The sequence below is a fragment of the Azospirillum endophyticum genome, assembly GCF_016595245.1.
GTDB lineage: Bacteria > Pseudomonadota > Alphaproteobacteria > Azospirillales > Azospirillaceae > Azospirillum > Azospirillum endophyticum.
In genome coordinates this window covers 96,822-123,160 of the sequence record NZ_JAENHM010000030.1, presented here as the reverse complement: position 1 = coordinate 123,160, position 26,339 = coordinate 96,822, and the positions used below count along the sequence as shown (strand labels likewise).

The 26,339-nt window shown below is 66.6% G+C and carries 28 protein-coding genes and 1 tRNA gene; 5 read left to right on the top strand and 24 right to left on the bottom strand.

The annotated features are described in order from the left end of the window. Nucleotides 1-30: 30 nt before the first annotated feature. The 19 genes from JHL17_RS09995 to JHL17_RS09905 all read right to left on the bottom strand — a co-directional run bounded on the left by JHL17_RS09995 (nucleotide 31) and on the right by JHL17_RS09905 (nucleotide 18,787). On the bottom strand, nucleotides 31-1,716 hold the full coding sequence (locus tag JHL17_RS09995; protein ID WP_200192597.1) for a ribonuclease J: 1,686 nt from the start codon (nucleotides 1,714-1,716) through the stop codon (nucleotides 31-33). Nucleotides 1,717-1,742: 26 nt separating this feature from the next. Continuing rightward, nucleotides 1,743-2,516 carry a type III pantothenate kinase gene (locus JHL17_RS09990; protein WP_200192595.1) on the bottom strand — a complete coding sequence of 258 codons (774 nt, stop codon included), beginning with the start codon at nucleotides 2,514-2,516 and terminating at the stop codon, nucleotides 1,743-1,745. 32 nt (nucleotides 2,517-2,548) lie between these two features. Then, the gene (locus JHL17_RS09985; RefSeq protein WP_200192594.1) at nucleotides 2,549-3,343 is read right to left on the bottom strand and encodes a biotin--[acetyl-CoA-carboxylase] ligase; all 795 of its coding nucleotides are present in this window, start codon (nucleotides 3,341-3,343) and stop codon (nucleotides 2,549-2,551) included. A 10-nt stretch (nucleotides 3,344-3,353) separates the two neighbouring features. Further along, on the bottom strand, nucleotides 3,354-4,802 hold the full coding sequence (gene nuoN, locus JHL17_RS09980; RefSeq protein WP_200192592.1) for an NADH-quinone oxidoreductase subunit NuoN: 1,449 nt from the start codon (nucleotides 4,800-4,802) through the stop codon (nucleotides 3,354-3,356). A 13-nt stretch (nucleotides 4,803-4,815) separates the two neighbouring features. Beyond that, entirely contained in the window at nucleotides 4,816-6,342 is a 1,527-nt protein-coding gene (locus tag JHL17_RS09975; protein WP_200192590.1) for an NADH-quinone oxidoreductase subunit M, read from the bottom strand. Nucleotides 6,343-6,367: 25 nt separating this feature from the next. Next, nucleotides 6,368-8,494 carry an NADH-quinone oxidoreductase subunit L gene (gene nuoL, locus JHL17_RS09970; RefSeq protein WP_200192588.1) on the bottom strand — a complete coding sequence of 709 codons (2,127 nt, stop codon included), beginning with the start codon at nucleotides 8,492-8,494 and terminating at the stop codon, nucleotides 6,368-6,370. Between the two features lie 9 nt (nucleotides 8,495-8,503). Next, nucleotides 8,504-8,812, bottom strand: coding sequence for an NADH-quinone oxidoreductase subunit NuoK (nuoK, locus tag JHL17_RS09965; protein WP_085554818.1), 309 nt, complete (start codon nucleotides 8,810-8,812; stop codon nucleotides 8,504-8,506). Between the two features lie 2 nt (nucleotides 8,813-8,814). After that, complete coding sequence (locus JHL17_RS09960; protein ID WP_200192586.1) at nucleotides 8,815-9,429, bottom strand: NADH-quinone oxidoreductase subunit J; 615 nt, start codon at nucleotides 9,427-9,429, stop codon at nucleotides 8,815-8,817. 18 nt (nucleotides 9,430-9,447) lie between these two features. Beyond that, the gene (gene nuoI / locus JHL17_RS09955) at nucleotides 9,448-9,936 is read right to left on the bottom strand and encodes an NADH-quinone oxidoreductase subunit NuoI (protein ID WP_200193149.1); all 489 of its coding nucleotides are present in this window, start codon (nucleotides 9,934-9,936) and stop codon (nucleotides 9,448-9,450) included. A 116-nt stretch (nucleotides 9,937-10,052) separates the two neighbouring features. Then, on the bottom strand, nucleotides 10,053-11,063 hold the full coding sequence (gene nuoH, locus JHL17_RS09950; protein ID WP_200192584.1) for an NADH-quinone oxidoreductase subunit NuoH: 1,011 nt from the start codon (nucleotides 11,061-11,063) through the stop codon (nucleotides 10,053-10,055). After that, the gene (gene nuoG, locus JHL17_RS09945; RefSeq protein WP_200192582.1) at nucleotides 11,056-13,119 is read right to left on the bottom strand and encodes an NADH-quinone oxidoreductase subunit NuoG; all 2,064 of its coding nucleotides are present in this window, start codon (nucleotides 13,117-13,119) and stop codon (nucleotides 11,056-11,058) included. Before nuoG ends, nuoH begins: the two co-directional genes overlap by 8 nt. 15 nt (nucleotides 13,120-13,134) lie before the next feature. After that, entirely contained in the window at nucleotides 13,135-14,424 is a 1,290-nt protein-coding gene (nuoF, locus tag JHL17_RS09940; protein ID WP_149229888.1) for an NADH-quinone oxidoreductase subunit NuoF, read from the bottom strand. A 16-nt stretch (nucleotides 14,425-14,440) separates the two neighbouring features. Next, nucleotides 14,441-15,088 carry an NADH-quinone oxidoreductase subunit NuoE gene (gene nuoE, locus JHL17_RS09935; protein ID WP_200192580.1) on the bottom strand — a complete coding sequence of 216 codons (648 nt, stop codon included), beginning with the start codon at nucleotides 15,086-15,088 and terminating at the stop codon, nucleotides 14,441-14,443. Further along, the gene (locus JHL17_RS09930; RefSeq protein ID WP_244560922.1) at nucleotides 15,085-16,233 is read right to left on the bottom strand and encodes an NADH-quinone oxidoreductase subunit D; all 1,149 of its coding nucleotides are present in this window, start codon (nucleotides 16,231-16,233) and stop codon (nucleotides 15,085-15,087) included. The genes nuoE and JHL17_RS09930 overlap by 4 nt, the downstream gene beginning before the upstream one ends. 107 nt (nucleotides 16,234-16,340) lie before the next feature. Continuing rightward, nucleotides 16,341-16,970 (bottom strand): NADH-quinone oxidoreductase subunit C, encoded by a 630-nt coding sequence (locus tag JHL17_RS09925; protein WP_200192576.1) that lies wholly within the window; start codon nucleotides 16,968-16,970, stop codon nucleotides 16,341-16,343. 96 nt (nucleotides 16,971-17,066) lie between these two features. Continuing rightward, nucleotides 17,067-17,612 carry a NuoB/complex I 20 kDa subunit family protein gene (locus JHL17_RS09920; protein WP_200192574.1) on the bottom strand — a complete coding sequence of 182 codons (546 nt, stop codon included), beginning with the start codon at nucleotides 17,610-17,612 and terminating at the stop codon, nucleotides 17,067-17,069. Next, nucleotides 17,603-17,971 carry an NADH-quinone oxidoreductase subunit A gene (locus tag JHL17_RS09915; RefSeq protein WP_045580751.1) on the bottom strand — a complete coding sequence of 123 codons (369 nt, stop codon included), beginning with the start codon at nucleotides 17,969-17,971 and terminating at the stop codon, nucleotides 17,603-17,605. The genes JHL17_RS09920 and JHL17_RS09915 overlap by 10 nt, the downstream gene beginning before the upstream one ends. A 313-nt stretch (nucleotides 17,972-18,284) precedes the next feature. Next, nucleotides 18,285-18,361, bottom strand: a tRNA-Asp gene (locus JHL17_RS09910). A gap of 198 nt (nucleotides 18,362-18,559) precedes the next feature. Further along, nucleotides 18,560-18,787 (bottom strand): hypothetical protein, encoded by a 228-nt coding sequence (locus JHL17_RS09905; RefSeq protein WP_200192572.1) that lies wholly within the window; start codon nucleotides 18,785-18,787, stop codon nucleotides 18,560-18,562. A gap of 165 nt (nucleotides 18,788-18,952) precedes the next feature. Here JHL17_RS09905 and JHL17_RS09900 point away from each other — a divergent pair, with 165 nt between their 5' ends. Together JHL17_RS09900 and JHL17_RS09895 are read left to right on the top strand one after the other, a co-directional pair. Next, nucleotides 18,953-19,237 (top strand): hypothetical protein, encoded by a 285-nt coding sequence (locus tag JHL17_RS09900; RefSeq protein WP_247893437.1) that lies wholly within the window; start codon nucleotides 18,953-18,955, stop codon nucleotides 19,235-19,237. Between the two features lie 112 nt (nucleotides 19,238-19,349). Beyond that, entirely contained in the window at nucleotides 19,350-19,772 is a 423-nt protein-coding gene (locus JHL17_RS09895; RefSeq protein WP_200192571.1) for a hypothetical protein, read from the top strand. A 6-nt stretch (nucleotides 19,773-19,778) separates the two neighbouring features. On the opposite strand, the gene JHL17_RS09890 is transcribed toward JHL17_RS09895, so the two are convergent. After that, nucleotides 19,779-20,243 (bottom strand): hypothetical protein, encoded by a 465-nt coding sequence (locus JHL17_RS09890; protein ID WP_200192569.1) that lies wholly within the window; start codon nucleotides 20,241-20,243, stop codon nucleotides 19,779-19,781. A gap of 177 nt (nucleotides 20,244-20,420) precedes the next feature. Here JHL17_RS09890 and JHL17_RS09885 point away from each other — a divergent pair, with 177 nt between their 5' ends. After that, nucleotides 20,421-21,074, top strand: a complete 654-nt coding sequence (locus JHL17_RS09885) for a DsbA family oxidoreductase (protein ID WP_200192567.1) — start codon at nucleotides 20,421-20,423, stop codon at nucleotides 21,072-21,074. A 55-nt stretch (nucleotides 21,075-21,129) separates the two neighbouring features. Here the strand turns inward: JHL17_RS09885 and JHL17_RS09880 are convergent, their stop codons facing one another. Together JHL17_RS09880 and JHL17_RS09875 are read right to left on the bottom strand one after the other, a co-directional pair. Beyond that, nucleotides 21,130-23,067 carry a propionyl-CoA synthetase gene (locus JHL17_RS09880; protein ID WP_200192565.1) on the bottom strand — a complete coding sequence of 646 codons (1,938 nt, stop codon included), beginning with the start codon at nucleotides 23,065-23,067 and terminating at the stop codon, nucleotides 21,130-21,132. Between the two features lie 209 nt (nucleotides 23,068-23,276). Further along, the gene (locus tag JHL17_RS09875; protein WP_200192563.1) at nucleotides 23,277-23,735 is read right to left on the bottom strand and encodes a DUF3574 domain-containing protein; all 459 of its coding nucleotides are present in this window, start codon (nucleotides 23,733-23,735) and stop codon (nucleotides 23,277-23,279) included. A 93-nt stretch (nucleotides 23,736-23,828) separates the two neighbouring features. On the opposite strand from JHL17_RS09875, the gene JHL17_RS09870 reads away from it, so the two are divergent. After that, entirely contained in the window at nucleotides 23,829-24,194 is a 366-nt protein-coding gene (locus JHL17_RS09870; protein WP_200192561.1) for a hypothetical protein, read from the top strand. Here the strand turns inward: JHL17_RS09870 and JHL17_RS09865 are convergent. Beyond that, entirely contained in the window at nucleotides 24,191-24,634 is a 444-nt protein-coding gene (locus JHL17_RS09865) for an Rrf2 family transcriptional regulator (protein ID WP_200192559.1), read from the bottom strand. The genes JHL17_RS09870 and JHL17_RS09865 overlap by 4 nt on opposite strands. Before the next feature lie 155 nt (nucleotides 24,635-24,789). On the opposite strand from JHL17_RS09865, the gene JHL17_RS09860 reads away from it, so the two are divergent. After that, complete coding sequence (locus JHL17_RS09860) at nucleotides 24,790-25,704, top strand: NAD(P)/FAD-dependent oxidoreductase (protein ID WP_200192557.1); 915 nt, start codon at nucleotides 24,790-24,792, stop codon at nucleotides 25,702-25,704. Here JHL17_RS09860 and JHL17_RS09855 read toward each other — a convergent pair. Continuing rightward, nucleotides 25,701-26,330 (bottom strand): LysE/ArgO family amino acid transporter, encoded by a 630-nt coding sequence (locus tag JHL17_RS09855; RefSeq protein ID WP_247893436.1) that lies wholly within the window; start codon nucleotides 26,328-26,330, stop codon nucleotides 25,701-25,703. The two genes, JHL17_RS09860 and JHL17_RS09855, sit on opposite strands and share 4 nt — an antisense overlap. Nucleotides 26,331-26,339 lie beyond the last annotated feature (9 nt).

Genomic DNA, 26,339 nt, shown 5'->3' with positions numbered 1-26,339 from the left:
TCTGATGGGCACTTGATACACCGGTCCGCCTCAGACGCGGACCAGATGAACCTCCGTCACCGGCTTCTTGCCGTGGGACGCGTTGAAGCAGCGGCGTACGGCGATCCGTGCCGCTTCCTTCACCTGGGCGTCGTCGACCCGCGCCGATCGGGGCAGCATCGCCACCGACTCGCGCACGGCATCCATCACGTCCAGCAGCAGATCGCGGTCGGTCGCCTCGTCGATCAGCCCCAGCACCGCCACCTGCGGCGCGGTCATCAGCTCGCCCGTCGCGGTCATCACCAGCGTCACCACGGCGGCGCCGTTGTTCACCATGCGGTTGCGCGCCCGCATCATGCCGGTGTCGAGCGGCACCAGGCGCTTGCCGTCCACCGCCATGCGGCCGGACCGCACATGGGCCACCACACGGGCACCCTCCGGTCCGTCGAGCCGGATCACCTCGCCATTGGCCGGAACGATGCCGTGGGGGACCTGGCAGTCCGCCGCCAGGGCGGCATGGGCCTGCTGGTGGCGCTGCTCGCCATGGACCGGGACGGCGATGCGCGGACGCACCCACTGGTACATGCGGACCAGCTCGTCGCGCGCCGGATGGCCGGAGACATGGACCGGCGCCTCGTCCGCCGTCACCAGCTCGACCCCCTGGGCGACAAGCTGGTTCTGCATGCGGCCGATGTCGCGCTCGTTGCCGGGAATTTCGCGGGAGGAGAAGATCACCACGTCGCCGCGCGACAGCGTCACCTGCGGATGGTCGTTGGCGGCGATACGGGCAAGGGCCGAGCGCGGCTCCCCCTGGCTGCCGGTGCAGATCAGCACAAGCTTTTCCCGCGGCAGATAGCTGGCGTCATGCTCAGACAGGAATTTCGGCACATCGGCGAGGTAGCCGCTGGCCCGCGCCGCCTCGTTGATTCGCCACAGCGAGCGGCCGACCAGCGCCACATGGCGGTCGTGAGCGGCGGCGGCGGCGGCGATGCTCTCCAGCCGCGCCACGTTGGTGGCGAAGCAACTGACGGCGATGCGGCGGTCGCGATAGCGGTCGAACAGCTCCATCAGGGCGGCGCGGACGGTCGCTTCCGATCCGGCGACTCCGGGAACCAGCGCATTGGTGCTGTCGCCGACCAACGCCAGCACGCCCTCGTCGCCGATGGCGCGCAGCCGGTCCTCGTCCGCCGTCTCACCGACCAGCGGATCGGGATCGAGCTTCCAGTCGCCGGTGTGCAGCACGGTGCCGGCGGAGGTCCGGATGGCGAGGGCGTTCGGCTCCGGGATCGAATGCGTCATGGTGACGTATTCGACCGAGAAAGGACCGACCTCGACCGTGCCGCCCAGCGGGATCTCGTGGATCGGCACGGTGGCGCTCAACCCCTTCTCGTGCAGCTTGGCGCGCAGGAAGGCCGCGGTGAACGGCGTGCAATAGACGGGGCAGCGCAGCTCCGGCCACAGATATTGGATGGCGCCCAGATGATCCTCATGCGCGTGGGTCACCACCAGCCCGACCAGATCGTCCCGGCGCCGGGCGATGAAGCTCGGATCGGGCATGATGACGTCCAGCCCGGGCATGGTGTCGTCGGCGAAGGAAATGCCGAGATCCACCATCAGCCATTTGCCCCGATGGCCGTAGAGGTTGAGGTTCATCCCGATCTCGCCGGACCCGCCGAGTGGGAGGAAATACAGTGCACCATCCTCCGGAACGAAGGTGTCCGCCGGGGCTTCGGGCATTCCGGCGGCTGTCTTGGAGGATTGTGTCATTGGACCGTGTTGCGCTTGTGGATCAGGAGGAGGCCGCGGAGCGTCAGCTCGTTGTCGGTGTGTTCGATCACATGGGTAGCCTTGGCGAAAAGAACAGCCAATCCGCCGGTGGCGACCACCCGCATCGGTTCGCCGTACTCCGCACGGATGCGGGCCACCAACCCTTCGATCAGGCCGACATACCCCCAGAAGATGCCCGACTGCATGCAGGCGATGGTGTTCTTGCCGATCACCTCCGCCGGCGGCTGGATCTCAACCCGCGGCAGCTTGGAGGCGGCCATCTGCAGCGCCTCCAGCGACAGGTTCAGCCCCGGCGCGATGACGCCGCCACAATAATTGCCGTCGGCATCCACGACGTCGAAGGTGGTCGCCGTGCCGAAATCGATGACGATGAGCGGCGTCTTGTAGGTGGCGGCGGCGGCGACCGTGTTCACCAGACGGTCGGCACCGACCTCCTCCGGCCGGTCGACCAGCGCCTTGGCGCCGAGATCGACGCCCGGCTGGCCGACGATCACCGGCTCGCAGCCGAAATGGTCCTTGCACAGCCGCTTCAGGTTGAAGGTGGCGCCGGGCACGACGCTGGCGATGATGGCGCCGTGAATGTCGACCGGCCTCAACCCCTTGAGCGCCATCAGGTGGGTCAGCCACACCATGTATTCGTCGGAGGTGCGTTTGGGGTCGGTCGCCGTTCGCCAGATGCCGCGCTGGCGGTCGCCGTCATAGATGGCGAACACCACATTCGTGTTTCCGGCGTCGATGGCGAGCAGCATGGCGGCGTCCTGAAGGCGGTGGGCGTTTGAACTCAGCTGGCCGAAGGCGGTGCGAAGAACACGTCGCCGGCGGCGATCCGCTGCCGCGGCCCGCCGTCCGTTGGATCAAGCAACAGAACGCCGTCGCTGTCCAGATCGGCGAAGGTGCCGGGGATCGTCCGATCGGCCAGCCTGACCAGGATCGGCCCGCCAAGCCCTTTGGCCCGCGACAGCCAGGCCTCGCGCACCGGAGCGAAACCATGGGCCCGCCAGCGGCCATACCAGCGCGCCAAATGGTCCGCATAGACCTCCAGCAGCGCCCCCGGCCCCATCGACGGAGCGCCTTCGGCGATCAGCGAAGTGGCGCCGTAATCGGCGGTGACGGGAAAATGCCGCAGGTTGATGCCGACCCCCAGCACCACCCAGGCCACCCTGCCGTCGGCCGCCGGCTCCGACTCGAGGAGGATGCCCGACAGCTTGCGGTCATGCACCAGCACGTCGTTGGGCCATTTGCAGCGGACCCCGCTCGGATCGGGCAGCACCGACTCGGCGGTCTCGGCGATCGCCAGCGCCGCGACGAAGGAGACCTGAGCCGCCTGCGCCGGCGGCAGGCCGGGCCGCAGGATGGTCGTGCTGTAAAGATTGCCCTCCGGCGAGGTCCAGGCCCGGCCGCGACGGCCACGGCCGCTGTCCTGACGGCGCGCCCAGACGACCGTGCCTTCGGGCGCCCCAGAACGCGACAAGGCCTTCGCTTCGTCGTTCGTACTGCCGACGGAGTCGAAGGCCCTGACCTGGAAGCCCGGAGGCAGGCGCAGACGCGCCGCCTCCGCTTCGAGCGATGTCGTCATCGGTCGGATGTCACCCGGCGAACAGAGCCGCCGCGGCCGCCGCGGCACCGTTCAGGATCGGCGCCGGGGCGACGAAGAACAGCAGGGTGAACAGGCTGGTGATGACCAGGACGCCGGTCATGCCGTCGTCGTCCACCTTGTCGACCACCACCGCGGGCTCATCGAAATACATGATCTTGATGATGCGCAGGTAGTAGAAGGCGCCGACGACGCTGGTCAGCACACCGACCACGGCCAGCGTGTATTCCTGGGCGGCGACGGCGGCCAGGAAGACGTAGAGCTTGCCGAAGAAGCCGGCCATCGGCGGGATGCCGGCCATGGAGAACATGAAGATCGCCATGGTCGCGGCCAGCATCGGGTTGGTCTTGGACAGGCCGGAGAAGTCCTTGATCTCCTCCAGCATCCGGCCCTTGGCCTTCATGCTGAGGATGACGGCGAAGGCGCCGATGTTCATGGCGATGTAGAGCGCCATGTAGATCAGCACGCCGCGCACGCCGTCCTGGGTTCCGGTGGTCAGGCCGACCAGCGCGTAGCCGACATGGCCGATCGAGCTGTAGGCCATCAGCCGCTTGATGTTGGTCTGCATGATGGCGACGAAGGAACCGATCACCATCGACAGGATGGCGGTCGCCACCAGCACCTGATGCCACTGGGCGGCGAGATGGCCGAACGGCTCAATCACCACGCGGGTCAGCAGGGCGATGGCCGCCACCTTGGGCGCCGCCGCGAAGAAGGCGGTCACCGGGGTCGGCGCGCCTTCGTACACATCCGGGGTCCACATGTGGAACGGAGCGGCCGAGACCTTGAAGGCCAGACCGGCCATCACGAACACCAGACCGATCACCAGGCCCGGCGAGACATGGGCGCCGCCGGCGAACAGGGCCGCCACCTTGTCGAAGGAGGTCGTGCCGGCGAAGCCGTAGACCAGCGAGGCGCCGTACAGCAGCATGCCCGAGGAGAGCGAGCCGAGAACGAAATACTTCAGGCCGGCTTCCGAGGACTTGGCGCTGTCGCGGCGGAAGGCCGCGATGACGTAGAGCGCGAGGCTCTGGGTCTCCAGCCCGACATACAGCGAGATGAAATCATTCGCCGAGATCATCATCAGCATGCCGAGCGTGGCGAAGATCATCAGCACCGGGTACTCGAAGCGCGCGATCTGCTCGCGCTCGTTGAAGCCGAGCCCGAGGATCACCGCGAAGGCCGCGGAGACCAGCACCAGCACCTTCATGAAGACGCCGAAGGCATCCATCACGAACATGCCGTTGAAGGTCACCACGCGGCCGCTGCCGTAGCCCATCGCCAGGACGGCGGCAAGCAGCATGCAGACGATCGAGAGATACGAGACGGGACGGGTGAAGCCGTCGCCGCGGAACACGCCCAGCATCAGCAGGGCGACGCCCGACAATGCCAGGAAAATCTCCGGCAGGGCCGGCCAGATGTCGGGAAACACTGCGGTCATGTCGAAGAACCCCTTACCGAGCGGCGACCGAGACATCGGACGCGGCGTGCGACGCGGCCAGCTTGGTCTGGTAGGTCTGGATCAGCTGCTCGACCGACGCCGAGGTGACGTTCAGGAAGCTGCTGGGATAGACGCCCATCCACAGGACGACGACGATCAGCGGCACGAACACCGCGATCTCGCGCGGAGTCATGTCGAACATCGCCTTGACGTCCGGCTTGGTCAGCTTGCCGTAGACGACGCGGCGGTACAGCCACAGCGCGTAGGCGGCACCCAGAACCATGCCGGTGGCAGCGAGGGCGGCAACCCAGGTGTTGTCGCGGAAGACGCCCATCAGCACCAGGAACTCGCCGACGAAGCCGGCGGTGCCGGGCAGGCCGACCGAGGCCATGGTCATGAACAGGAAGACCACCGCGTATTTCGGCATGTTCTTCACGAGGCCGCCGTAGCGGGCGATCTCGCGGGTGTGCAGCCGGTCATAGACGACGCCGACGCACAGGAACAGCGCACCCGACACGACGCCGTGCGACAGCATCTGGAACACCGAACCCTCGATGCCCTGCTGGTTCAGCGCGAACATGCCGATGGTGACGAAGCCCATATGGGCGACCGACGAATAGGCGATCAGCTTCTTCATGTCCTCCTGGGCGAGAGCGACCAGCGAGGTGTAGATCACGGCGACGACCGACAGGGTGTAGATCAGCGGCGCGAAATACTCGGTCGCTTCCGGCAGGATCGGAATGTTGAAGCGCAGGAAGCCGTACCCGCCCATCTTCAGCAGCACGCCGGCCAGGATCACCGACCCGGCGGTCGGCGCCTCGACGTGGGCGTCCGGCAGCCAGGTGTGGACCGGCCACATCGGCACCTTCACCGCGAAGGAGGCGAAGAAGGCCAGCCACAGCCAGAGCTGCATGTTGCGCGGGAACTGGGTGGCGGTGATGGTCGGGATGTCGGTGGTGCCGGCCACATAGTACATGGCCAGGATGGCCAGCAGCATCAGGACCGAGCCGAGCAGCGTGTAGAGGAAGAACTTGAAGGCGGCATAGACGCGGCGCGGGCCGCCCCAGATGCCGATGATCAGGAACATCGGGATCAGGACGCCTTCGAAGAACATGTAGAACAGTACGAAGTCCAGCGCGCAGAACATCCCGATCATCAGGGTTTCGAGCGCGAGGAAGGCGATCATGTACTCCTTCAGGCGGACCTGCACCGACTCCCAGCTCGCCAGGATGCACAGCGGCATCAGGAAGCCGGAGAGGACGACGAACAGCACCGAGATGCCGTCGACGCCCATGTGATAGTTGATGCCGAACTCGGGGATCCAGCCCGCCTTCTCGACCATCTGGTAGCCGGGATTGCGCGGATCGAAATTGACCCAGATCAGCAGGGTCAGGACGAAGGTGACGAGGGTCGTCCACAGCGCGATGAACCGCACGTTCCGCAGCACGTCCGGGGTGTTGCCCCGGCAGAACAGCAGGATCAGCGCGACGCCCACGAGCGGCAGGAAGGTCGCGAACGACAGGATCGGCCAGCTAGCCATTGTTGTTGTTCTCCTTCGAAACCGCTCAGCCGAAGACCGACAGCCAGGCGACGAGCAGGACGACCCCGATCACCATGGCAAAGGCGTAATGGTAGACGTAGCCCGACTGCAGCCGACTGGCACGCGCCGCGACGTCGCGGGTGGCGGCGGCGATGCCGTCCGGTCCCACGCCGTCGATCACGGCCCCGTCGCCCGACTTCCACAGGCCGTAGCCGAGCGCCTTGGCCGGACGGGTGAACAGCGCGTCGTACAGCTCGTCGAAGTACCACTTGTTGTAGAGGAACTTGTGGATGCCGCCGAAGGTGCCGGCGATCTTGCCCGGCAGGTTGGGCATCTGGATGTAGCCGATGTAGGCCATGGCGATGCCGAGCAGCCCGACGACCAGCGGCGCGATGGCCACCCAGCCCGGGGTGTGGTGGTGAGCGGCCTCGATCGGATCATGGCCGTGCAGCACCAGCAGCGCCTTGCCCCAGAATTCGGCCCGGGCCTCGCCGATGAACCACTGGTGGAAACCGACGCCGGCAAACAGGGCACCCAGCGCCAGGACGGCCAGCGGCACCAGCATGACGACCGGCGATTCATGGGCGTGGTCGTAGACGTCCTTGTCCATCCGCGGCGTGCCGTGGAAGGTCATGAACAGCAGGCGCCAGGAGTAGAAGGCGGTCAGCAGCGCCGCGGCGATGCCGAGTGCGAAGGCGAAGCGCCCCACCCCGCTGCCCGAGGCGAAGGCCGCCTCCAGGATCATGTCCTTGGAATAATAGCCGGCGAAGAAGGGAAGACCGGCGAGCGCCAGGTTGCCGATCCACATCACCGCGTAGGTGAAGGGAATCTTGCGCCAGACGCCGCCCATCTTCCGCATGTCCTGCTCGTGGTGCAGGGCATGGATGACCGAGCCGGCACCGAGGAACAGCAGGGCCTTGAAGAAGGCGTGGGTGAACAGGTGGAACATGGCGGCGCCGTAGGCGGAAACGCCGGCGGCGAAGAACATGTAGCCGAGCTGCGACATCGTCGAGTAGGCGATCACGCGCTTGATGTCGAACTGGGTGAAGCCGATGGTCGCCGCGACGAAGGCGGTCAGGCCGCCGACGACCGTCACCACCTCGAGCGCCGTCGGGGCGTATTCGAAGACCGGCGACAGGCGGCAGACCATGAAGACGCCGGCGGTGACCATGGTGGCGGCGTGGATGAGGGCCGACACCGGGGTCGGGCCTTCCATCGCGTCCGGCAGCCAGGTGTGCAGGCCGAGCTGCGCCGACTTGCCCATGGCGCCCATGAACAGCAGCAGGCAGGCGATGGTCAGGCCGTTGAAGTCCCAGCTGAGGAAATGCAGCGTCTGGCCGGTCAGCGTCGGCGCCTTGGCGAAGATCGCGTCGAACTGGACCGAGCCGGTCAGCACGAAGATCGCGAAGATGCCGAGCGCGAAGCCGAAATCGCCGACCCGGTTGACCAGGAAGGCCTTCATGGCGGCGGCGTTGGCCGACGGCTTCTCGTACCAGAAGTTGATCAGCAGGTAGGAGGCCAGACCGACGCCCTCCCAGCCGAAGAAGAGCTGGACCAGGTTGTCGGCCGTCACCAGCATCAGCATGGCGAAGGTGAACAGCGACAGGTAGCCCATGAAGCGCGGCTTCTGCGGATCCTCGGCCATGTAGCCGATGGAGTAGAGATGCACGCAGGCCGAGACGGTGTTCACGACGATCAGCATCACCGCGGTGAGCTGGTCGACGCGCAGCGCCCATTTCACGTCGAGCGTGCCGCTCTGGATCCAGGTCATCAGCTCGATCGTGCGCGGGTGACCGCCGACGGCGACGTCGAAGAACAGGATCCAGGAAAGCACCGCCGACACCAGCAGGGCGCCGGTCGTGACGAACTGCGCCGTGCGGTCGCCCGCGGTCGGCGGCCCGGCGACGACATGGTGGTCGTCATGGGCATCGTCATGCGCGTGGTCCAGCTCGTCATGCGAGATGTGGTGGCCATGATCGTCATGGGCATGGGCGATCCGGGCGTGCCCGTGATCGTCCCCATGACCGTCATGACCATGACCGTGGCTTCCGTGACCCGCAGCCGCCGGCTCGGCCTTCGGCCCGCCGAACAGCGCGATCGATCCGGCGACGAGGAACGCCAGGAGCGGAAGGAATACGACTAGCACTTCCATGGCGCCGCCTCAGCCCTTCATCATGTTGATGTCTTCGACTCGGATCGAGCCGCGGTTGCGGAAGTAGACCACCAGGATGGCGAGGCCGATGGCCGCCTCGGCGGCGGCGACGGTCAGGATGATCATGGCGAAGATCTGGCCGACCAGATCGTGCAGGTGCGTCGAGAAGGCGACGAGGTTCAGGTTCACCGCCAGCAGCATCATCTCGATCGACATCAGGATGATGATGACGTTCTTCCGGTTCAGGAAGATGCCCAGCACGCCCAGCGTGAAGACGATGGCCGAGACCGTCAGGTAATGTCCGAGACCGATCTCCATGATCAGACGCCCTCCCCGGTCGGGACCTTGCGGATGACGACCACGTCTTCCCGGCGACGGGAAATCTGGGCGCCGATGTTCTGTTTGCGTACGCCCGGACGATGCCGCAGCGTCAGCACGATGGCACCGATCATGGCGATCAGCAGGACGACGCCCGACGCCTGGAACAGGTAGACGTACTGGGTGTACATCAGCCGGCCCAGCGCCTGGGTGTTCGATACCTGATCGATCGCCGGGGTCGGCGCGCCGGCGATGGCCGCCACGTTGGGAGCCACGATCCAGCCGCCCAGCACGGCCGCCAGTTCCGCCAGCAGGATCAGTCCGACGAGCGCGCCCAGCGGCAGCACTTCCATCGCACCCTGCCGCAGCTCGCGGAAGTTGATGTCGAGCATCATCACCACGAACAGGAACAGCACGGCCACGGCGCCGACATAGACGATGATGAGGATCATCGCGATGAACTCCGCCCCCATCAGGAGGCAGAGACCGGCCGCCTGGAAGAAGGCGAGGATCAGGAAAAGGACGGAGTGAACGGGATTCCGCGCCGAGATGACCATCACACCGGAGGCCACCAGCAGCGCGGCGAACACGTAGAAGGCGATGCCTTGGAGTATCATCGTTTTTCTCGCTTCCGCTTACCGGTAAGGAGCCTCGGCCGCGAGGTTCTGGGCGATTTCCGCCTCCCAGCGGTCGCCGTTCGCCAGCAGCTTCTGCTTGTTGTAGAAGAGCTCTTCCCGGGATTCGGTGGAGAACTCGAAGTTCGGCCCCATGACCACGGCATCGACCGGGCAGGCCTCCTGGCACAGGCCGCAGTAGATGCACTTGGTCATGTCGATGTCGTAGCGCGTCGTGCGGCGGCTGCCGTCGTCCCGCGGTTCGGCCTCGATGGTGATGGCGAGCGCCGGGCACACCGCTTCGCAGAGCTTGCACGCGATGCAGCGCTCCTCGCCGTTCGCATAACGGCGGAGCACATGCTCGCCGCGGAAGCGCGAGCTGATGGGGCCCTTCTCATAGGGATAGTTCAGGGTGACCTTGGGCTTGAACATGTAGCGCAAGGTCAGCGCCATGCCGCCCAGCAGCTCGGTCAGGAACAGGCTGCGCGCCGCGCGGTCGAGGAACGCCATGGCCTCTTCGTCTCCTTCCTCGCCGGCGGCCGTCCGTTTCATCGGGTGGCTCGCCGGCACTCAAATCGACACGTCAATGGTGGGTTCGGTGCAAGCTGGCTCTGCGGGGATGCCGCTTACTTCGGCAGCCAGCCGAAGGTCACCAGGACACCGGCGGTCAGCACGACCCAGAACAGCGACAGGGGCAGGAAGACCTTCCAGCCCAGCCGCATCAGCTGGTCGTAGCGGTAGCGCGGCACGGTGGCGCGAACCCAGACGTAGGTGAACAGGCAGAACGCGATCTTCAGGGCGAACCACACGATGCCCGGCACCCAGGTGAAGGGCGCGAAGGGCAGCGGAGGCAGCCAGCCGCCAAGGAACAGGATGCTCGTCATCGCGCTCATCAGGATCATGTTGGCGTATTCGCCAAGGAAGAAGAGCGCGAAGGGGGCCGAGCTGTATTCGACCATGAAGCCGGCGACCAGCTCCGACTCGCCTTCCGGCAGGTCGAAGGGAGCGCGGTTGGTTTCCGCGAGAGCCGAGATGAAGAACATGACGAACATCGGCAGCAGCGGGATGCAGAACCAGACCTTCTCCTGGGCCCGCACGATGTCGGTCAGGTTCAGCGAACCGACGCACAGCAGCACGGTGATGATGATGAGGCCCATCGAGACCTCGTAGGACACCATCTGCGCCGCGGAGCGGAGCGCGCCGAGGAAGGCGTAGCGCGAGTTCGACGCCCAGCCGGCCATCACGATGCCGTACACGCCCAGCGACGAGATCGCGAAGAGGTACAGCACGCCGACGTTGATGTTGGACAGCACCACCCCGTAGTCGAACGGGATGACCGCCCAGGCGATCAGCGCCAGGAAGAAGGTCAGCATCGGCGCGACGTAGAACACGATGCGGTTGGCGCCTTCCGGCAGGATCTGTTCCTTGGCGAACAGCTTCAGGCCGTCGGCGAAGGGCTGCATCAGGCCGAAGGGGCCGACGATGCTGGGGCCCTGGCGCATCTGCATCGCGCCCATGATCTTGCGCTCGGCATAGGTCATGAAGGCGACGGCGACCAGCAGCGGCACGGTGATCGCCAGGATCTGCAGGACCATAATGATCAGCGGCAGGAGGAAGCCGCTCCAGAACTCAGCCATGGGTGCCAGTCCTCTCCTGAGCAGGGCCCACCAGCGCTTCCGTGCAGTTGGCCATCGTCACCGACGCCCGGCTGATCGGGTCGGTCATGTAGAAGTTGGTGATCGGCGTCACGAAGGGCGCGGTATCGACCGGCCCCTGCGCGCCGAACGGCGCCCAAGCGGCCGGGGTCGTCTCGCCGACCGCTCCGAAGATCGGGTTGGCGGCCATCAGCCGCTGGCGCAGCTGGCCGTGGGTGTCGAAGGGCAGCGTGTTGCCCAGGACTTCCGACAGGGCGCGGACGATCTTCCAGTCCTCGCGCGCTTCGCCCGGCGGGAACACCGCGAGGCGGGCGAGCTGCGGACGGCCTTCGGTGTTGACGTAGACCGCGTTCTTCTCGGTGTAGGCGGCACCCGGCAGGATGACGTCGGCGCGGTGGGCGCCGGCATCGCCATGATGGCCCTGGTAGACGACGAAGGCGTTGCCCAGCTTCGCCGTATCGATCTCGTCGGCACCCAGCAGGTAGACGAAGTCGATCTCGCCCTTCGACGCGCCGTCGAGGATGCCGTGGACGTCGCGGCCGCCCTCGCCCGGCAGGAAGCCGGCCTCGATGCCGCCGACCCGCGCCGCCGCGGTGTGCAGCACGTTGAAGCCGCTCCAGTCGTCGCGGAACATGCCGTAGGCTTCGCCGACCAGACGGGCGGCGGCCTGGACGGCGAGACCGTCGGCGCGCCGGAAGGCGCCCATGCCGACGATGATCATCGGGTTCTTGGCGGCGCGCAACGTCTCGGCGAAGGGATGGCTGCCGTCGACCAGCTGCTGCAGCGTCTCCGGACCGGAGCCGATCACGCTGTAGGGATAGGTCAGGTCACGCTGCTCGCCGATGGAGGCGATGGTGACGTTGCCGGCCAGATAGCGCTTGCGGATGCGGGCGTTGACCAGCGTGCCTTCCCAGCGCGGGTTGGTGCCGACCAGCAGGATGACGTCGGCCTTCTCGATGCCGGCGATGCCCGAGTTGAACAGGTAGCCGGCGCGCACCGAGGTGTCGAACCGGGCGCCGTCCTGGCGGCAGTCGAGGCTGGTCGACCCCAGGCGCGACAGCAGCTCCTTCAGCGCGAACTGCGCCTCGACATCGACCAGATCGCCGGAGATGGCGGCGATGCGGTTGCCGAGCAGGCCCTTCAGGCGCGCCGCGATGGCGGTGAAGGCCTCGGCCCAGCTGGCCGGGACCAGCTTGCCGTTCTGGCGGATGTAGGGGCGGTCGAGGCGCTGGCGCTTCAGGCCGTCGTAGGAGTAGCGGCTCTTGTCGCTCAGCCACTCCTCGTTGATGTCGTCGTTGACGCGCGGCAGGACGCGCATCACTTCGGGCCCGCGGGCGTCGACGCGGATGTTCGAGCCGACGGCGTCGAGGACGTCGACGGTCTCGGTCTTGCGCAGCTCCCACGGACGCGCCGTGAAGGCGTAGGGCTTGTGGGTCAGCGCGCCGACCGGGCAGACGTCGGCGAGGTTGCCCGACAGCTCGGACCCGATCGCCTTCTCGACGAAGGTGGTGATCTCCATGTGCTCGCCGCGGTTGACGGCGCCGACATCGGGGACACCGGCCACTTCGTTGATGAAGCGGATGCAGCGGGTGCAGTGGATGCAACGGGTCATGATGGTCTTGATGACCGGACCCATGTACTTGTCCTCGACCGCCCGCTTGTTCTCGCCGTAGCGGCCGCGGTCGAAGCCATAGGCCATGGCCTGGTCCTGCAGATCGCACTCGCCGCCCTGATCGCAGATCGGGCAATCCAGCGGGTGGTTGATCAGCAGGAATTCCATCACGCCCTTGCGGGCCTTCAGGACGGTCTCGCTGTTGGTGCGGACGACCATTCCGTCGCCGCAGGGCATGGCGCAGGACGCGACCGGCTTGGGCGCGCGTTCCATCTCGACCAGGCACATGCGGCAGTTGGCCGGCACGCTGAGGCGCTCGTGGTAGCAGAAGCGCGGAATCTCGATCCCCAGCTGCTCGCAAGCCTGGAGGATCGAGGTGCCCGGCTCGACCTCGATCTCGATCCCGTCGATGGTGAGTTTCGGCATGGGAACGGGAACTCCTTACTCGGCCGCCAGCGGGGCGCTGTTGCGGTAGGCCTGGATGCGCCGCTCGACTTCCGGGCGGAAGTGGCGGAACAGGCCCTGGATCGGCCAGGCGGCGGCATCGCCGAGCGCGCAGATGGTGTGGCCTTCGACCTGCTTGGTGACCTGCAGCAGCATGTCGATCTCTTCCATGCGGGCGTTGCCGGTGACCATGCGCTGCATGACGCGGCTCATCCAGCCGGTGCCCTCGCGGCAGGGCGTGCACTGGCCGCAGGACTCATGGGCGTAGAAGGACGACAGGCGGGCGATCGCCTTCACGATGTCGGTGGACTTGTCCATCACGATCACCGCGGCGGTGCCGAGGCCCGACTGCACTTCGCGCAAGCTGTCGAAGTCCATCAGGACGGTGTCGCAGATCGACTTCGGCAGGACCGGGACCGACGAGCCGCCGGGGATGATGCCCAGCAGATTGTCCCAGCCGCCGCGCACGCCGCCGGCATGCTTCTCGATCAGCTCCTTCAGCGGGATGCCCATCTCCTCTTCGACGTTGCACGGCTTGTTGACGTGCCCGGAGATGCAGAAGAGCTTGGTGCCCGAGTTCTTCGGACGGCCGAGGCCGGCGAACCAGGAGGCGCCGCGACGCAGGATGGTCGGAACGACGGCGATCGATTCGACGTTGTTCACCGTGGTCGGGCAGGAATAGAGACCGGCCTGGGCGGGGAACGGCGGCTTGTTGCGCGGCTGGCCCTTCTTGCCCTCGATCGACTCGATGAGCGCGGTTTCCTCGCCGCAGATGTAGGCGCCCGCACCGCGGTGGATGTAGACGTCGTAATCATAGCCGGTGCCGCAGGCGTTCTTGCCGATCAGCCCCGCCGCATACGCCTCGTCGATGGCGCGCTGGACGTTGGAGCCCTCGTTGTAGAACTCGCCGCGGATGTAGATGTAGCAAGCGCTGGCGCCGATGGCGAAACCGGCGATCAGGCAGCCTTCGATCAGCTTGTGCGGATCGTGGCGCAGGATGTCGCGGTCCTTGCAGGTGCCGGGCTCGCCCTCGTCGGCGTTGATGACGAGATAGACGGGCTTGTCGGTCACGTTCTTCGGCATGAAGGACCACTTCATGCCGGTCGAGAAGCCGGCGCCGCCACGGCCGCGCAGCCCCGATTCCTTCACCTGCTCGATGATCCATTCGCGGCCATTGGCCAGGAAGGACGCCGTGTTGTCCCAGTCACCGCGCTTGCGGGCCCCATCGAGACCGAAGTCCTGGTAGCCGTAGAGGTTGGTGAAGATGCGGTCCTCGTCGCGAAGCATCGCTGTCCCCTCCCCCTCAATCGTCCGCTTGCGCGGTGGTGGCGTCCGCTTGCGCGGTGGTAAAGACCTTCAGCGTCGTCGGGCCGTCGATCGGCTCCGAGGACTGACGGCCGGTCTGCGAGCCGGGCTTCGGCGTCTCGCCGCGCGCCAGGGCGTCGAGGATGCGCTCCATATGCTCCGGGGCCACGTCTTCGTAGTAATCGTCACCGATCTGCACAACCGGCGCGTTGACGCAGGCGCCCGAGCACTCGACCTCGCCCAGCGTGAACTGGCCGTCCGCCGTGGTCTCGCCCACCTCGATGCCGAGCTTCTTCTTGCAGGTGTGGACGATGTCGTCCGACCCGCGCAGCCAGCAGGGCGTGGTGGTGCAGACCTGGATGTGGTGCCGGCCGACCGGGTTCTTGTTGTACATCGTGTAGAAGGTCGCGACCTCGTACACGCGGATGCGCGGCATGCCGAGCAGGTCGGCCACGGCGTCCATGGCGACGCGCGGCAGCCAGCCGCCGTTCTGGCGCTGGGCGACGTCCAGCAGCGGCATGCAGGCGCTGGCCTGCTTGCCGGCTGGGTACTTGGCGATGATGCGCTTCGCCAGTTCCAGGTTTTCCTGGCTGAAGGTGAAGCTGGTCGGCTCGGCGTGGCCGTGATCGGAAGCGGGCGCGCTCATCGATCGATTTCTCCGAAAACGATGTCCATCGAGGCGATGTTGGCGACGGCGTCGGCCAGCATGTGTCCCTTCGACATGAAGTCCAAGCCCTGAAGATGGGCGAAGCCCGGCGCGCGGATCTTGCAGCGGTAGGGCTTGTTGGTGCCGTCGGACACCAGATACACGCCGAACTCGCCCTTGGGCGCCTCGATGGCGGTGTAGGTCTCGCCGGCGGGAACGTGGAAGCCCTCGGTGAAGAGCTTGAAGTGGTGGATCAGCGCTTCCATCGAGCGCTTCATCTCGCCGCGCGGCGGCGGGGAGACCTTGCGGTCCTCGATCTTGTACGGACCGGCCGGCATCTCCTTGCAGCACTGGCGGATGATGCGCAGCGACTGCTTCATCTCCTCCATGCGGACGAGATAGCGCGCCCAGCAGTCGCCGGTCAGGCCGACCGGGACGTCGAACTCCATGCGGTCGTAGACCTCGTAGGGCTGCGACTTGCGCAGATCCCAGGCGACGCCGGAGCCGCGCAGCATCGGACCGGTGAAGGCCCAGTCGAGCGCCTGCTCCTTGGTGACGATGCCGATGTCGACCGTGCGCTGCTTGAAGATGCGGTTCTCGGTCAGCAGGCTTTCGAGGTCGTCCATGAACTTCGGAAAACGCTCGGTGAAGGCCCAGATGTCGTCGAGCAGACCGTCCGGGATGTCCCAGGCGACGCCGCCCGGCCGGAAGTAATTGGCGTGCAGGCGGGCGCCCGACACGCGCTCGTAGAACTCCATGAGGATTTCGCGTTCCTCGAAGCCCCACAAAGCCGGCGTGATGGCGCCGACGTCGAGCGCGCCCGTCGTGATCGACAGGATGTGGTTCAGGATGCGCGTGATCTCGGAGAACAGCACGCGGATGTACTGGGCGCGCAGCGGCGCCTTGATCTGCAGCAGGTTCTCGATGCCGAGCACATAGGCGTGCTCCATGCACATCGGGCTGACATAGTCCAGGCGGTCGAAATACGGCACCGCCTGGATGTAGGTCTTGTACTCGATCAGCTTCTCGGTGCCGCGGTGCAGCAGGCCGATGTGCGGATCGCAACGCTCCACCACCTCGCCGTTCAGCTCCATCACCAGACGGAGCACGCCGTGGGCGGCCGGGTGCTGCGGCCCGAAATTCATCGTGTAGGGCTTGATCTGCGTCTTGGTCTCCGGACCGGAGGCGCTGATGAGCCCACCCGGACCAGTCGCGACGACGCCGGTCGCCGAGTCGGTCGAAACGGTCATGCTCACGGCTTCTTGCTCCCGTCCTGGAGGGCTGCCTTCTCATCGCCGGGCAGCATGACGTTGGTCATGCCTTCCCACGGGCTGAGGAAGTCGAAGGCGCGGAAATCCTGGGTCAGACGGACCGGCTCGTAGATCACGCGCTTCTGGTCCTCGTCGTAGCGGGCTTCGACGTAGCCGGTCAGCGGGAAGTCCTTGCGGAAGGGATGCCCCTCGAACCCGTAGTCGGTGAGGATGCGGCGCAGGTCCGGATGGTTCTCGAAGAAGACGCCGAACAGGTCCCACGCCTCGCGCTCGAACCAGTTCGCGGCGCTGAAGACGGCGACGGCCGACGGGACGGGCGTGTCCTCGTCGGTGGCCAGCTTCACGCGCATGCGCCGGTTGTGGGTGTAGCTGAGCAGCTGGTAGACGACCTCGAACCGCTCCGCGCGGTCCGGGTAATCGACCGCGGTGATGTCGGTCAGCTGCTCGAACCGGGTCGCCGGGTCGTCGCGCAGCGCGGTCAGCACCGCCAGGATGGCCGGCCGCTTGACCGTCACCATCAGTTCGCCGAGCTTCACCTCGACCTTCAGGACGTCGCCGCCGATCTTGGCGGCGATAACGTCTCCGAGTTCCTTCAACGCCTGTTCGGACATGGGTGGGACCCTGCCTTCCTACTTGTCTTCAGCGCGCTTCTCTTCCGGTCGCGGGTTCGGGGCCTCTTCGGCCCCGTCCGGTCCGGTCCGCTAGGGTCAGCGGGCGATGCGATTGCCGCGCCTGATCTTCTTCTGGAGCTGGAGGATGCCGTAGATCAGCGCCTCCGCCGTCGGCGGGCAGCCGGGCACATAGATGTCCACCGGGACGATCCGGTCGCAGCCACGCACCACCGCGTAGGAATAATGATAATAGCCGCCGCCGTTGGCGCAGGACCCCATGGAGATGACCCAGCGCGGCTCCGGCATCTGGTCGTAGACCTTGCGGAGCGCCGGGGCCATCTTGTTGGTCAGGGTGCCGGCGACGATCATGCAATCGGACTGGCGCGGGCTGGGACGCGGGATCACGCCGAAACGGTCCAGGTCATACCGGCTCATGTAGGCGTGGATCATCTCCACCGCGCAGCAGGCCAGGCCGAAGGTCATCGGCCACAGCGAGCCGGTCCGGGCCCAGGCCAGCAGGTCCTCGTACTTCGCCAGCACGAAGCCCTTGTCCTGGATCTCGTCGGAGACCGCGCGGATGTAGGCGTCCTGTTCCGGTCCGGGCGGAATCGGCGCCAGCGGCTTGGCGACCTCTACTCCCATTCCAGAGCTCCTTTCTTCCACTCATAAATGAAGCCGATGGTCAGGATGCCCAGGAACAGCATCATCGACCAGAAGCCGAACAGCCCGATGTCGCCGAGGGCGACCGCCCACGGGAACAGGAAGGCGACTTCGAGGTCGAAGATGATGAACAGGATCGAGACCAGGTAGAACCGCACGTCGAACTTGGTGCGCGCGTCCTCGAACGGCTCGAAGCCGCATTCGTAGGGGGAGACCTTCTCGGCGTCCGGGTTCTTCGGGCTGATGACGTAGGATGCCCCCACCATCACCGCGGCCAGCGCGATGCCGATCAGCAGAAACACCAGGATCGGAAGATACTCAATGATCAGCGGAGTCGACACCGCGTTCCTCCCATAAGCCCACGACCACGGGCGCCGTTCCGGCCGGGAAATCGGCGGAAGCGCAAAGCCGTGGCAGCCATGCCTTGGATTAGCCCATCAGACGGGCCGGAATATATGCCGAGACCGTGGGCAAGGAAAGCGCTTTGAATCGCTTTTCACCACGCGGAAGGACAAGCCGGTTTCCGCGGTAGAGCATGGTAATACCACGTTTTTAAAACCGGGAAAAGGAAAGTCGATAAGCATGCGAAAAAGGACCCGCAACTTGCGAGTCCTTCGGACATACTGGCGAACTTCGCCAAATTTTAAAGGAAAGTGGCGCGAGTGACGGGACTTGAACCCGCGGCCTCCGGCGTGACAGGCCGGCGCTCTAACCAACTGAGCTACACCCGCGCAGAGCGACTTGTTGGAAACACCCCAAATCACGAAGCCAAAGGCTTGGAACTCTTGGTGTTTTTCACTGGAGCCGTTGGAGGCCCCCGTCGTTCGGTGGGCGGTTTGTAGTCGCCCCGGACGCCGCCTGTCAATCACCAATTTGCAGAAAAATCACGGGAGGCACCGGCCCGCCCCTGGGAACGACCATGCAGCGGGTCAGCGCAGGCGGTGGGCGTCGCGGCGCAGGTCCTCCAACGCGGCGAAGGCCTGCAGCATCCCGGCCGACAGCTCCCGGTGGTCGACCGCGTCGGGGCCGCCGAAACGGGTCAGTGTCTCCTCCAGCGCGCGGGCCAGATGTTCGGCGACGTCGAGATGCTTCTGCTCCAGCGCCAGTTCCAGCGCGGCGAGAATGCGGTCGCCGAGCCGCCGTTCGTTCGAACTCATGCGTTTCCTCACCGGATTTCGGGACCGTGCGGCAAGGCGCCGCCGCAGTCGCGTTACAGGGGGAGGATAGCAGTTTCACCGCCGCCTTGCGGCCCGAATTGCAGCGCTGGGACATTTCGGAGGCACCCCTTCCAGGCCTGCCCTACCCCGTGCGATAGTCGCGTCATGCCGTTCCGCAATTCGCCTCTCCTTCGAATCGCCGCCGTTCTGCCAACCCTTGCCGCCTTCGCGGCCGGGCCGGCGGTGGCTGCCTCCAACGTGTCTGCCGCCCAGGCGGAAGCCAAGGAGATCGCCAAGTCGATGGGCAACTGCACGCCGGCGAAGGTCGAGGTGCTGCGCTACACGGTGGGACGGGAGGGATCGACCACCTTCAAGGTCGGCTGCACGGAGGACAAGGATGCCTTCGTCGTCGTGCAATGCCGGTCGCGCATCTGCACCCTGCTTCGCTGAGGTCTGCCCCCGTCGATGAATTCACCGCTTTTTAACCGCACTCGCGTGCACTGTGCGGTATCGGGGGCGATGCGTGCATAGGAACCGGAACTGCTGGATGGTGGGCGCGGGCATGGGCGCGACGCGAACTGTATCGAAGCGCGGCTGGATCGCCGTTTCACTGGTGGTTCCGGTGATGGCGCTGGCCGGCTGCACCTCCCCGCTCGGGCTGGCGGCGGCCGGGGCGGATGTCGTGACGCTGAACGCCACCAAGAAGACCATCGGCGACCATATCGTCTCCGCGGCCACCGGGCGTGATTGCTCGATCCTCAGCTTCGAGAGGGATGGCGATTATTGCCCGGACAAGGTGGAGGTCGACCGGTCGCGCCTCTATTGCTACCGCACGCTGGCGGATGTCGAGTGCCACCACATCCCGGACCCCTACCGCAACGGCAACACCGCATTGGCGAGCCCGCCACCGGACGTCCGGATCGTGCCGCGCAAGAGGGGCTGGTTCGACGACGCCGCGCCTTATGCCGCCAACAGCGGGTCCTGACACCGGTCAGCGCACCTTCTTCGCCACGAAGGCCTTGGCGATCGCCATCATCGCCTTTTCATGATTCGGCCCGCCGGCCGGCGCATTGTGGATGGTGGCGCCCTTGCCCGCCCCGGGGCCGGCGGCCTTGCCGGTGGGCGCGGCGCGCTGCGGAGCGGGTTCGTCCGGCTCGCGGCCGAGCTGGTTCAGCAGATTTTCAAGCGCATCCCGGCTGAGGCCGGACGCGGAGGGGCGCCCTCCCCCTGTGCCGCCGGTTGCGGCGGGGCGCGCGGCCGGCCTGCTGCTCGGCGGACGGCCGGCACGTTCGATGGCGGCGGCGGCGATGGCCTTCAGGAAGGGCTGGGCGATCCCGCGCAGCAGATCGGGATCCTCGACGGCCCAGCCCATCAGGATCTTCTGCGCGTTCATCCGGCTGCCCTTGGCCGCCAGGATCGCTTCGCGCACCTTGCCGTCGACGTAAGAATTGCTCATCGGGAATCGCCCACCGGGATCTGTCCGCCGGCCGCATCGATACGGGCGGAGCCATCACGGACTGTCGGGCCAACTCGGTTAACAAACGGTTGCGGAACGCCGCGGAGAGGGGGACAGGGGATTTGCCGCACGGAAGAAGCGGTTGCTCCGCGATGGGGGCTCGCCGATAGTGGCGGGATGCTGATCGAAACCTTCGCCGACCTGATCTGCCCCTGGTGCTACATCGGCAAGCGCCGGCTCGACCGGGCGCTGGCGCAGCGACCCAACCTGCGCCCGGAAATCCGCTGGCAGCCGTTCCAGCTGAACCCGGACATGCCCCGCGGCGGCATGTCCCGCGACGACTATCTCGCCGCCAAGTTCGGCGGGGCGGAACGGGCACGGCAGATCCACCGGGTGGTCGAGGATACGGCGGCGCGTGACGGCCTGCCGCTGGCACTCGACCATATCCAGCGCACGCCCAACAGCTTCGACGCCCACCGGCTGGTCCGCATCGCCGGCCGCCAGGGGCTGGGCAACGCCATGGCCGACGCGCTTTTCGCCGCTTATTTCGTCGAAGGCGTGGACATCGGCGATCCGGATGCGCTGGCCAGCGTCGCCGCCGGGCTGGGATTGGATTTCGCCGAGACTCGGCGGCAGTTGACCACCGACGCCGAATCGGCCTCCGTCCTCGCCGCCGACACGCTGGCCCGCCAGATGGGGTTGCAGGCGGTGCCCTGCTACATCTTCAACCGCCGCTACGCGCTGTCGGGCGCGCAGGAGCCGGCGAGTTTCCTGCCGCTGCTGGATCTCGGCAGCGAGGAACCGGAAAACCTGTCGGTCGTCTCCGGCTGATCCCCGGCGCGGGGCCGGGAAGGGAGGCACGAAGCCCCCCTCCCCGCCGGCCCGATCAGGCCGGCAGGCTGCTGGACGTGGCGTAGCCCAGCGTCTTCAGCGCGTCGGCGATCTCCGGCAGGATGCCCGGGTCGTCGATGGTCGCCGGCATCTTGTAGTCCTGGCTGTCGGCGATCTTCTGCATGGTGCCGCGCAGGATCTTGCCGGAGCGGGTCTTGGGCAGACGATCGACCACCAGCGCGCGCTTGAAGTCGGCGACCGGGCCGATCTGTTCGCGCACCAGCTGGACCACTTCCCGGACGATCTCCTCATGCGGGCGGGTGACGCCGGCCTTGAGGCAGACGAAACCCAGCGGCACCTGCCCCTTCAGGTCGTCCGCCACCCCGATCACCGCGCATTCGGCGACGTCCTTGTGGCTCGACAGCACCTCTTCCATGGCGCCGGTGGACAGGCGGTGGCCGGCGACGTTGATGATGTCGTCGGTGCGGGCCATGACATAGACATAGCCGTCATCGTCGATGAAGCCGGCATCGCCGGTCTGGTAATAGCCGGGGTAATCGGCGAGGTAGGATTTCTTGAAGCGCTCGTCGGCGTTCCACAGCGTCGGCAGCGTGCCCGGAGGCAGCGGCAGCTTGACGCAGATGGCGCCGATGTCGCCGCGCGGGACTTCCTTCAGTTCGGCATTCAGCACCCGCACGTCCCAGCCCGGCATCGGGCGGGTGGCGGAGCCGTATTTGATCGGGAACAGGTGAACGCCCAGCGGGTTGCCGGAGATCGCCCAGCCGGTCTCGGTCTGCCACCAGTGGTCGATGACCGGGACCTTCAGATTGTCCTCGGCCCAATGCAGCGTGTCGGGATCCGACCGCTCGCCGGCCAGGAACAGGGCACGGAAATGCGACAGGTCGTATTTCTTCAGGAAATTGGCGTCGGGATCCTCGCGCTTGATGGCGCGGAAGGCGGTGGGGGCGGTGAACAGGGTTCCGACCTTGTGCTGTTCGATCACCCGCCAGAAGGTGCCGGGATCGGGGGTGCCGACCGGCTTGCCTTCGAACACCACGGTGGTGCAGCCGGTCAGCAGCGGCGCATAGACGATGTAGGAGTGGCCGACGACCCATCCCACGTCCGACGCCGCCCAATAGACCTCGCCCGGCTTGACGCCGTAGATGTTGGTCATGGTCCAGCGCAGCGCCACCGCATGGCCGCCGTTGTCGCGCACCACGCCCTTGGGCTGGCCGGTCGTGCCGGAGGTATAGAGGATATAGAGCGGATCGGTCGCCTTCACCGCCACGCATTCCGCCGGCTCGGCCCGTTCCGCCGCCTCGGCCCAATCGACGTCGCGGCCGGCGATCAGCGTCGCCGTCTCCTGCGGACGCTGCCAGATGATGATGCTCGCCGGCTTGTGGGACGACTGCTCGATGGCGGCGTCCAGCATCGGCTTGTACTTGACGATGCGGTTCGGCTCGATGCCGCAGGAGGCCGAGACGATGGCCTTCGGCTTGGCATCGTCGATGCGAGTCGCCAACTCGTGCGGAGCGAAGCCGCCGAACACCACCGAATGCACGGCGCCCAGCCGGGCGCAGGCCAGCATGGCGACGAGCGACTGCGGGATCATCGGCATGTAGAGCAGGACGCGGTCGCCCTTCTCCACGCCCTGGGCGCGCAGCGCGCCGGCGAAGCGGGCGACCTGATCCTGCAACTCGGCATAGGTGATGGTCTGGACCGTCCCGGTGACCGGGCTGTCGTAGATGATCGCCGCCTGGGCCCCGCGCCCGCCTTCCACATGGCGGTCCACCGCATTGTAGCAGGTGTTCAGCTCGCCGCCGGTGAACCAGCGGTAGAAGGGCGCGCTCCCGTCGTCCAGCACTTTGTCCCACGGCTTGTACCAGGAGATGTCCTTCGCCGCTTCCGCCCAAAATCCGTCCGGGTCGGACAGGGAGCGGGCATGCATCCGGTCGAAAAGCTCTGCGGTCGTGGTGCTGGCGTTCGGGCTCATGGCAGGGCGTCCCTCATTCTATTTTGGTACTATTCGGTGCGCATTTCCTCTCGGCAGCGAAACGATCCGCTTCGCCGCCTCCACAATCTGCGACAAAAGCATAAGTGCAGGCAAATGTCAGAAGGTCGGGGGTGCGGCGAGCTGTCGCATTCCCCATTCGTGAAACCGTGTTCCGAAACCGGGAATGGACCGGGGATGCCGCCGCGGGATCAGAAGGAAACGCACACCGGCCGAATGGCCAGTCCGACCGACTGCTGGTGGAATCGCTCCTTGTACATCTCGACGATTTCACGGATGAGACCCAGCGTGGCCGGATCGCCGTCGGCCAGCAGCGTGAGGATTTTGCTGGGCTCCCGCACCAGGCGGCCGGTCTGGGCATCGCGCCAATGGCCGGAGGCGTCGGTGACGGTCAGTCCGTTGGGAAAGCGCGGCGTGACCTCACCATCCAGGAAATCTGCCCAGTCGCGGTCGCTGACGCCAAGCTGGTTGCCGATGTTGCGGCCGAAGAACAGCTGCGCCTCGATCATCGGCCCGGCCGCATAGGCTTCGCATACCAGCGGCGGCGCCGTCCGGGCAGGTGCCAGCTGGGCCGCGGCCGGGCCGGTCAGCAGCAGGAGCGCAAGGGCGGCGGGCGCCGGGCTCGGGAGACGGTGCAGGAAGGGGCGCATCGGCATTTCTCCGTTCGGGCGGGAGATGGAGCGTGCGGCGGCGCGATCAGCGACGCTCTGGTCAGGACGCCCCTGGACCGTTATGCATGGAACATGGCCGTCGATCCACCCATCACCGGAATTCGTCCGATCCTGACCGTCGTTCATGGCAACGGCGAGCGCCTGATCGTGGCCCGCCTCACCAACCTGGGCGGCGGCAGCCAGTCCAACCGCTTCGTCCTGCGCCGGGCCGATTTCCGTTCGCCCTGGGAGCAGCCGGAAAAGGGCTATTTCGGCTATGCCGAGGTCGCCCGCGCCCTGGACGCCAATGGCTGGCGCGGCTGCGCCATCGAAGCGATGGCGACCACCGACCTGGAGGAGCGCCGCGCCCGGCAGCTCGCCCGCAAGAAGCTGCACCTGCAATGCGTGGAGGCGGCGATCCGCCGCGCCCAGGACGCCGGGGCGCAGGGGGCGGATTAGGCCCCACGGTTTCCCGACAATGTGAACCGTCTGTCGAAGTCGGCGGCGAGATCGGCCAGGGTCACCATGCCGAGACGGCGGACCAGCACCGCCTCCGCCTCCCGCAGGGCGTCGGCCAAGGCGGCATTGACCGCTTGCTCCACCAGGCAGCGCGGATCGTCGTCGGTCGGCCCGATGGCGAAGACCGTCGGTTCGCCGAGCGCCCGGTGGATGTCGAGCAGCGTGATCCCGTCCAGGGGGCATGCCAGCCGCCAGCCGCCGCCATGGCCCTTCTCCGACCGGACATAGCCGGCATCCCGCAGTCCGGCCATCGTCCGGCGGATGACCACCGCATTGGTGTTCAGCATGACGGCGATCGCTTCCGAGGTCAGTGCGCCATCGTGACGATCCATGTGGATGAGCACATGCAGCATGCGTGACAGGCGGCTGTCCGGTCTCATTGGCGATCATCGCTCCATCGCATGGCCTGCTCAAGTCAGGACACTTCACGAGTTACATGACACGTTGACCTCGGCAGCTCACGTAACTTATGTTGTTTCGTGACCGATGGAGGGGTGATCTCCTCGGGCAAACCCGATGATAAGGACGTGAAACGATGAGCTATGACGCGATCATCGTCGGCGGCAGCTATGCCGGCATCGCCGCAGCCCTGCAGCTGGCCCGCGCGCGGCGCCGGGTGCTGGTGATCGACGAGGGCATCCGGCGCAACCGCTTCGCCCAGCACTCCCACGGCTTCCTCGGCCAGGACGGCCGCCCGCCGGGAGACATCGCCGCAGAGGCACGGGACCAGCTGATGCGCTATCCCACCGTCACCTGGGAAACCGGGCGGGCCGAAGGTGCCGAGCGGACGGACAAGGGCTTCCGCGTTACCGATGCCGATGGTCGCGTCCACGCAGGGCGGCGGCTGCTGCTCGCCGTCGGCGTGATCGACGACCTGCCGGCGATCCCCGGCCTGGCGGAGCGCTGGGGACGTTCGGTCTTCCATTGTCCCTACTGCCACGGCTATGAGCTGATGCAGGGCCGGATCGGCGTCGTCGCCGTGTCCGGGCAGTCGATGCACCATGCGCTGATGCTGCCGGACTGGGGGCCGACGACGCTGCTGCTGAACGGTGCCTTCGAGCCCGATGCCGACCAGTCGGCCCATCTCGCCAGGCGCGGGGTCGCCGTCGAAGCGGAACACATCGCCGGGATCGGCGGCGATCCGGCGGAGGTCGCGCTTGCCGACGGGCGCACGCTGTCCTTCGCTGGCCTGTTCGTGCTGCCGAAAAGCCGGGTCGCCAGCCCGCTCGCCGCACAGCTCGGTTGCCTGAACGAAGACGGGCCGCTCGGTGCCTATATCCGGACCGACGCGACGCAGGAGACCAGCGTTCCCGGCGTCTTCGCGTGCGGCGACGCGGCCCGGGCGGCGGGATCGGTGGCGCTGGCCGTGGGAGCCGGCACGATTGCGGGAACGGCGCTCCACCGGTCGCTCCTGTTCTGCGACGACGAGGAGCTGTTCGCCCGCCCCTAACCCGCCAGCAGGCCGGCCGCGATCCCCCACATCACCAGGGCGATGACGCCGTCCATCACCCGCCATGCGACGGGCCTTGCGAATAGAGGCCGCAGCAGGCGAGCGCCGTAACCGAGCGCGAAGAAGAACAGGACGGAGGCCGTCATCGCTCCCAGGGCGAAGGCGCCCCGCGCCTCGGCGAAGCGGGCGGAGACGGATCCGACCAGCACCACCGTATCCAGATAGACATGCGGGTTCAGCCAGGTGAGCGCCAGACAGGTCAGCAGCGCCGGCAGCAGTCCGCCCGATTCCCGATCCGCTGGGGCCAGGCCGCTTCCGCCATGCCAAGCGGATCGGGCGCTGCGCAGGCCGTAGACCAGCAGGAAGGCCGCGCCGGCGTAGCGCATCAGGGGTTCCAGCCACGGCCAGCGCGCTCCGGCGGTGGCAAAGCCGCTCACCCCCACCAAAATCAACACGGCGTCGGAAAGAGCGCAGGTGGCGCAGATCGCCAGCACATGCTCGTTGCGCAAGCCCTGGCGCAGCACGAAGGCATTCTGCGCCCCGATGGCGACAATCAGGCTGAATCCCAGGAACAGCCCCGGGAGAAAGGCGGGCAATTGGGCGGCGGAGGAAAGGTCGGGCATCATGGCGGCTCC

Coding starts and splice junctions, on each gene's coding strand:
- JHL17_RS09995 (WP_200192597.1), bottom strand. CDS start 1,716: ATGCCCGAAGCCCCGGCGGACACCTTCGTTCCGGAGGATGGTGCACTG.
- JHL17_RS09990 (WP_200192595.1), bottom strand. CDS start 2,516: ATGCTGCTCGCCATCGACGCCGGAAACACGAATGTGGTGTTCGCCATC.
- JHL17_RS09985 (WP_200192594.1), bottom strand. CDS start 3,343: ATGACGACATCGCTCGAAGCGGAGGCGGCGCGTCTGCGCCTGCCTCCG.
- nuoN (WP_200192592.1), bottom strand. CDS start 4,802: ATGACCGCAGTGTTTCCCGACATCTGGCCGGCCCTGCCGGAGATTTTC.
- JHL17_RS09975 (WP_200192590.1), bottom strand. CDS start 6,342: ATGGCTAGCTGGCCGATCCTGTCGTTCGCGACCTTCCTGCCGCTCGTG.
- nuoL (WP_200192588.1), bottom strand. CDS start 8,494: ATGGAAGTGCTAGTCGTATTCCTTCCGCTCCTGGCGTTCCTCGTCGCC.
- nuoK (WP_085554818.1), bottom strand. CDS start 8,812: ATGGAGATCGGTCTCGGACATTACCTGACGGTCTCGGCCATCGTCTTC.
- JHL17_RS09960 (WP_200192586.1), bottom strand. CDS start 9,429: ATGATACTCCAAGGCATCGCCTTCTACGTGTTCGCCGCGCTGCTGGTG.
- nuoI (WP_200193149.1), bottom strand. CDS start 9,936: ATGGCGTTCCTCGACCGCGCGGCGCGCAGCCTGTTCCTGACCGAGCTG.
- nuoH (WP_200192584.1), bottom strand. CDS start 11,063: ATGGCTGAGTTCTGGAGCGGCTTCCTCCTGCCGCTGATCATTATGGTC.
- nuoG (WP_200192582.1), bottom strand. CDS start 13,119: ATGCCGAAACTCACCATCGACGGGATCGAGATCGAGGTCGAGCCGGGC.
- nuoF (WP_149229888.1), bottom strand. CDS start 14,424: ATGCTTCGCGACGAGGACCGCATCTTCACCAACCTCTACGGCTACCAG.
- nuoE (WP_200192580.1), bottom strand. CDS start 15,088: ATGAGCGCGCCCGCTTCCGATCACGGCCACGCCGAGCCGACCAGCTTC.
- JHL17_RS09930 (WP_244560922.1), bottom strand. CDS start 16,233: ATGAATTTCGGGCCGCAGCACCCGGCCGCCCACGGCGTGCTCCGTCTG.
- JHL17_RS09925 (WP_200192576.1), bottom strand. CDS start 16,970: ATGTCCGAACAGGCGTTGAAGGAACTCGGAGACGTTATCGCCGCCAAG.
- JHL17_RS09920 (WP_200192574.1), bottom strand. CDS start 17,612: ATGGGAGTAGAGGTCGCCAAGCCGCTGGCGCCGATTCCGCCCGGACCG.
- JHL17_RS09905 (WP_200192572.1), bottom strand. CDS start 18,787: ATGAGTTCGAACGAACGGCGGCTCGGCGACCGCATTCTCGCCGCGCTG.
- JHL17_RS09900 (WP_247893437.1), top strand. CDS start 18,953: ATGCCGTTCCGCAATTCGCCTCTCCTTCGAATCGCCGCCGTTCTGCCA.
- JHL17_RS09895 (WP_200192571.1), top strand. CDS start 19,350: ATGGGCGCGACGCGAACTGTATCGAAGCGCGGCTGGATCGCCGTTTCA.
- JHL17_RS09890 (WP_200192569.1), bottom strand. CDS start 20,243: ATGAGCAATTCTTACGTCGACGGCAAGGTGCGCGAAGCGATCCTGGCG.
- JHL17_RS09885 (WP_200192567.1), top strand. CDS start 20,421: ATGCTGATCGAAACCTTCGCCGACCTGATCTGCCCCTGGTGCTACATC.
- JHL17_RS09880 (WP_200192565.1), bottom strand. CDS start 23,067: ATGAGCCCGAACGCCAGCACCACGACCGCAGAGCTTTTCGACCGGATG.
- JHL17_RS09875 (WP_200192563.1), bottom strand. CDS start 23,735: ATGCGCCCCTTCCTGCACCGTCTCCCGAGCCCGGCGCCCGCCGCCCTT.
- JHL17_RS09870 (WP_200192561.1), top strand. CDS start 23,829: ATGGCCGTCGATCCACCCATCACCGGAATTCGTCCGATCCTGACCGTC.
- JHL17_RS09865 (WP_200192559.1), bottom strand. CDS start 24,634: ATGAGACCGGACAGCCGCCTGTCACGCATGCTGCATGTGCTCATCCAC.
- JHL17_RS09860 (WP_200192557.1), top strand. CDS start 24,790: ATGAGCTATGACGCGATCATCGTCGGCGGCAGCTATGCCGGCATCGCC.
- JHL17_RS09855 (WP_247893436.1), bottom strand. CDS start 26,330: ATGATGCCCGACCTTTCCTCCGCCGCCCAATTGCCCGCCTTTCTCCCG.